The 4,753-nt window shown below is 47.1% G+C and carries 4 protein-coding genes; 2 read left to right on the top strand and 2 right to left on the bottom strand.

Features of this window, described 5'->3' with window-relative positions:
* The first annotated feature begins 101 nt into the window (after positions 1-101).
* The gene (locus RUMCAL_RS13725) at positions 102-932 is read left to right on the top strand and encodes an AraC family transcriptional regulator (protein WP_040648370.1); all 831 of its coding nucleotides are present in this window, start codon (positions 102-104) and stop codon (positions 930-932) included.
* A gap of 45 nt (positions 933-977) precedes the next feature.
* On the opposite strand, the gene RUMCAL_RS13720 is transcribed toward RUMCAL_RS13725, so the two are convergent.
* On the bottom strand, positions 978-2,255 hold the full coding sequence (locus RUMCAL_RS13720; protein ID WP_021683610.1) for a sensor histidine kinase: 1,278 nt from the start codon (positions 2,253-2,255) through the stop codon (positions 978-980).
* A gap of 5 nt (positions 2,256-2,260) precedes the next feature.
* On the bottom strand, positions 2,261-3,034 hold the full coding sequence (locus RUMCAL_RS13715; protein ID WP_021683609.1) for a LytR/AlgR family response regulator transcription factor: 774 nt from the start codon (positions 3,032-3,034) through the stop codon (positions 2,261-2,263).
* Positions 3,035-3,555: 521 nt separating this feature from the next.
* On the opposite strand from RUMCAL_RS13715, the gene RUMCAL_RS13710 reads away from it, so the two are divergent.
* A complete protein-coding gene (locus RUMCAL_RS13710) occupies positions 3,556-4,725 on the top strand; it encodes a cation diffusion facilitator family transporter (RefSeq protein WP_040648366.1) in 1,170 nt (389 codons plus the stop codon).
* The last annotated feature ends 28 nt before the right edge of the window (positions 4,726-4,753 follow it).

The raw sequence follows: 4,753 nt of genomic DNA, 5'->3' as shown, positions 1-4,753 counted from the left end.
CTGTCGCACAATCTTTGTGCGGTATTGCCTTGAAGAAGCAAGGGCAGTCCTGCACAAGGCACGCCTGTCAAGTCTGCCCGAAAAATGGGAAGTGGACCGCAATGGAACAACAGATTTATATGACACCCAAGCAACCATTTTTTGTGACATCATCGAGAGCATACGCAAAGTTTATTTTAAATCGGTACGGCATTGTGCACTTTTATCAGTGCTTTACGGGAACGGAACCCCGCTATGCTGTACCGGACGGCTGTGTGGACATGGTATTTTGCTGTGATCCTAAGCAGCCTTACGCAGAGATCTGCGGCACTGTTCTGGCTCCGCAGGCAGTTCTGCTGCACTCCGATACCTGCTATTTCGGCGTGCGGTTTTTGCCGGGGTACAATCCGGTTCTGGGAAGTTCGGAGATCATGTCCCAGCTGGTGAATCATCAGATCCCGCTGGACGAGTTGATTCAGGATCGCCGCATGCTGGAGGGAATCTGCGGCACAACCGATTTCCGCAAACAGATTCGGGCATTCATGCGTTCCTACATGAACATTTATCGTCGTGCCTGTCCCATGGAACACAGCAACCTGCTGGTGCTCCATTCATTCAACCTGCTGATCCGCTCTGCCGGCAGCATTTCCATTGAACAGCTGGCAGAGGACACCGGTTATACTGCACGGTATATTGACCGCTGCTTCCGCAATGAAACGGGTCTGAGTCCGAAGCAGCTTGCCAAAATTGTACGGTTTCAGGCGGCGGTTTCTGCCCTGAACCAGAATCAGCACAAGGGGCGTTCTTTAACGGAAATTGCCGCAGATCTGGGATATTTTGATCAGTCGCACTTTGTGCATGACTTCAAAGCCTATACCGGTCTGACACCGAAAAAATACCAGAAGCTGCTGCTGCACGATTCCTTTGAGGAAAAACTGCGAATCGTGCAGTGAAAAACGAAAAACAACACCGCATAAATAGTTATGCGGTGTTGCTTTTTATATAGACTTTCCGGAACCTTGCAGTTTTTCCGGATTAGAATCATATAGGATGATATTGATCTCGAACCAGTCTTTTTCCGGAACGATCCACATTTTCCCGTGATGTCGCCGAACGATTTCCTGTACGCTTTTCAGTCCTAGTCCGTGGTTGATCTTGTCCGACTTGTGTGTGCCGTTTTTAGGTACAATATTGCTGTTGAAACGGTTTCCGACCTGTAGTTGCAGGGCACCGAACCGTTCTTTCATTTTCAGTGTGATTTTTTGATTTTCTTTCGGAGTCACCAATGCAGTGGCTTCAATGGCATTGTCCAGCAAGTTGCCCAGCAGTACATTCAAATCAAAAATGGGATATGTCAGCTGATCCGGCAGCTGTACGTCTACTTCCAGTGCAACGCCGTCTGTCCGCAGCGGCAGAAGCTTGTAGTTCAGAATACTGTTGATGGCTTCATGCTGGGTGTAGGTGATGCTCTGGGTCAGATCCAGATTATCCTCCAGATCGTTGATATACGTGTACATTCCCTTCATGTCGTTGGTTTCCAGAAAATGCTTGATCTGGAATAAGTGGTTTTTCATGTCATGCCGTAAAAACCGCAGCCGCATCTGGCTCTTCTGCATGAATTGCAGCTGTTGCTGATAGGCTTTGTTTTGCTTTTCAATCAGCAGTGCGGTGTGACGCTCCTGCATCAGGTGAATCATGCGGTCATAGAGGGAAAAGACACTGACATTGATCAGCAGAAGGACAATGGCAGCCACCAAGGAACGCCATGAAAGTGTGCGGGCAATGTAGTGTGCCAGAAGGATACTGCCCAAGGGAATGAAAATGGCGGTAAAAACATAAAATATGTTTAGCCGCGGAATGACATCGCTTTTGTACAGATGAAAGTGCAGGCTCATGCGTGCAATGATCAGCATGAGAAGTGAGGCAGCGAATCCGCTGGTGAAGAACAGGGTATACTCGCACCAGATCGAGATCGTGGTACAGAGAATATCTGCTGCCATGCTGATGATATAAATGGAAACAGTTGCAAGGATCCGGTGTGCCCATGTGGTCGGATAGAGCAGGGTAATGCAGAAAAACAGGAGAATATTGCTGAGAACATTTATCACAATATTGTGAAACAAGATAAAACAGCCGCTGTTCAGCAAAAAATATCCGATATACGCCAGGATCTCTGTCCGTTTCCGGCTGGGGTCCTTTTGAAACAGCAGTTGAGAAAACTGATAGACTGCGTAAATGTGGAAAATATTAGAAATGATCGTGATATACTGTTTCATGGCACTTAGCCCTTCATGAGCCACTGCTCTACCAGCGGCTGATAGGCTCTGCTAATAGGGAGCTGTTCATGAGAACTGCCCTGCAAAAAGACGGTGTTGGAGGAAATATGGTCGATATAGTCCGGATTGACCAGATAGGACTTGTGGATCTGGATAAATGAACTGAAGCAGGGCTCCTGCTGTACTTCTGACAGCTTTCCGTAAAAGGAGATGCGGGAATCCGTAGTTTGCAGATACACCTTTCTTCCGCAGCTGTTCAGATAGCGAATATGGGACACCTGCACATGCACCAGAGATTTGTTGCTGGTACATTTGAAGATGCGGCGGGAAATGTCCCGATAATACAGCATATCGTCCAGAGCACGGGCAATTTTCTGAAAAGTGACCGGCTTTTGCACAAATGCTGCCGGACGAATAGGAATGGCATGGATGGCATAATTTTCATGAGATGTCACATATATAATGTCAAAATTCTGATGTCCCAGTATGTGTCGCAAGTACGTGCCCAGTGCCAGTCCGTCAGAGCACCGTTCCCGTACAGCATAGCTGTCAGAGAAAAGTCTGGCGATGTTGTTTTCACCGGAAAAGTCAATGTCCATAAAAACAACATCATAGCGTTTGCCACTCAGATCGGTGTTGTACAGCGTGCGGCAGTCGGTGTAAATGTCCGGTGCATCCATGTCCACGTTTTTTTGTGTACTGTATTGCAAAAGGCATTCTCGAATCTGCTGACAGACATACAGTTCATCGTCTGCAATAGCAATTTTCATTGGAACCATGTGATTGGATAGACCTCCTGTTCTGTGTGCAATACTGTACAGGATCCCGCATGGCGGCTCTGTGCAGTGTTGCTTATGGAATCTCTGAATTTGACAATGTGTGTTGCAGGCAATGCCGCACGAATGTCTGCCTGTCGGCTTTACGCACGGTCAGTTTGCCTATACGTCGTTTTCTTGTGTAATTACATGTTTTTTACAAATCGGAAATGCGACTATTCTATTTTTGCTCTTATAATGAAATGATTGAACTATATAGAATTTATTATAATTATAACATATGGTGCGGAAAAAATCAATGGAAATCCAGACTTTTTTTGGAAAAAAAGTTTCGGATTCGACAGAATACGACACGATTCGACATCCTGCATCGTTTGCTTTACAAAAAAATGCAAAAAAGACGGAACTATCAATTTTTCAAATCTCAGGCGATTCAGTGCAAAACCGTGTATTTTTTCACATCATTGACATTTTGTGTGGAATGTGCTATAATAATCAGAATGTTTTCACTAGGAGAGGATCATATGCTACTGGAGCGTTTTTTGAAGCGGTGCATTTCTAATTATGAACAGGTAGAAGACCCGAATGTGAGAAAGGCATACGGGACATGCAGCAGTGTGGTGGGAATTTGCTGCAATATTCTGTTGTTTGTCCTGAAATATGTCATGGGTACGCTTTCCCACTCGATCGCCATTGTTTCTGATGCGTTCAATAACCTGTCAGACTGTGCCAGCTGTTTGATTACCCTGTTTGGCTATAAACTGGCGGCAAAGCCGGCAGACAAGGGACACCCCTTTGGGCACGGCAGAATGGAGTACCTGACTTCACTGGTCATTGCTGTGATGATCGCCCTTATGGGGTTTGAACTGCTGCGGAATTCTGTGGAAAAGATCATTCGTCCGGACGCGGTGCAGTTCCGCTGGCTGACGCTGGCGGTGCTGGTTCTGTCAATTGGAGTCAAGCTTTGGATGGCGTGGTTCAACACCAAACTGGGGAAACGGATACAGTCCACGGTGATGATCGCCACGGCGAAGGACAGCCGCAGCGATGTGGCAGCTACCGGAGCGACCATTCTGGCACTGCTGCTGTCGTTGGTGACAACGCTGCCGGTGGACGGTATTATGGGTACGGCAGTTTCTCTGTTCATTCTGAAAACGGCTTTCGACATCATTCGGGATACGGTCGGCGATCTTCTGGGAAAGCCGGCAGATGTGGAAACGGTGCAGAAGCTGAAAGAACTGGTGCTGGCACATGAAAAAATCATTGGTGTGCATGATCTGATCCTGCACAATTACGGTCCGGGTCGGACTATGGGAAGCTGTCATGTGGAAGTGCGGAGCGACTCTGATTTTGTTGCGGTGCATGAAGTTGTGGACTTGATCGAACGGGAAATCGAGGAAAAGCTGCACATTCTGATGACGATCCACATGGATCCTGTGGAGGTGGACAACGCCGCTGTCAACCACTATCGGCACATGGCAGAACAGGTGATTGCCGAACTGCATCAGAATTTGAGCCTGCACGATTTTCGGCTGGTGTCCGGCGAAAACACCAATCGTTTGATTTTTGACATACTGGTACCTTTTGATTGTACCTATACCAATGATGAATTGTTGGATATGATTTCCGGCGAACTGTCCCGCATGGACAAAACCTGTCAGGTCAGTCTGACGTTTGATCGGGATTTTACATAAGGCAATACCGCACAAAGAGCGTCTGGCG

This window comes from Ruminococcus callidus ATCC 27760, from assembly GCF_000468015.1.
In the GTDB taxonomy this organism is placed as follows: domain Bacteria; phylum Bacillota; class Clostridia; order Oscillospirales; family Ruminococcaceae; genus Ruminococcus_C; species Ruminococcus_C callidus.
The sequence above is the reverse complement of the archived record's forward strand: the minus strand, read 5'-3'. Positions and strand labels throughout refer to the sequence as shown.

Coding starts and splice junctions, on each gene's coding strand:
- RUMCAL_RS13725 (WP_040648370.1), top strand. CDS start 102: ATGGAACAACAGATTTATATGACACCCAAGCAACCATTTTTTGTGACA.
- RUMCAL_RS13720 (WP_021683610.1), bottom strand. CDS start 2,255: ATGAAACAGTATATCACGATCATTTCTAATATTTTCCACATTTACGCA.
- RUMCAL_RS13715 (WP_021683609.1), bottom strand. CDS start 3,034: ATGGTTCCAATGAAAATTGCTATTGCAGACGATGAACTGTATGTCTGT.
- RUMCAL_RS13710 (WP_040648366.1), top strand. CDS start 3,556: ATGCTACTGGAGCGTTTTTTGAAGCGGTGCATTTCTAATTATGAACAG.